Annotated in this window: 1 pseudogene; it reads left to right on the forward strand. The window is 42.9% G+C overall.

What is annotated here, in order from left to right:
• A pseudogene (locus tag CIK04_RS33740) lies at window positions 1-181 on the forward strand (hypothetical protein); the annotation flags it as partial.
• Window positions 182-523: the final 342 nt, after the last annotated feature.

Raw genomic sequence — 523 nt, forward strand, 5'->3', positions numbered from 1 at the left:
CAAGAACATGGCCAATGTCATTTACCACCACTCCTCTCTACCACTAGAGATCGAACTTCTGGATAAAGGCATTTGTCTCTCTGCGTTATATGGCACCTACTCCWAACGCTCAGTACAGCCTCTCTGTTCTGTATCCCGATTTACCGGTTTACAACCTGCTCCCAAGTGGCGAAGGCATTAACCAAACGAGAAAAGATAGCTATACCGTTATCCATCGATTGTTTGAAAAAATTGCCATCCCAAACGTACAAATTTAATAAAAAAGGCCTTTCATTCGAAAGGCCTTTTCTCTATCAACGCGAGTTTATCAATATTGATAACCCGCCATTTTTTCATAAATAGGGAACAGTGAGCACTGCTCTTCTAAACGACACAGTAAACGCGCATCATCGCCCAAGAAAGCTTCCACCTGCTTAAACTAAACCAGGCTTAAACTCTTTGTCGAGAGCATCATCAACTTCAACCGCCACTAACGGAATCGTGCCTCTTTTTTGCACTTGTAGTGCTTCCTATGGTCTAATCG

This window comes from Vibrio sp. 03_296 (genome assembly GCF_002265885.1).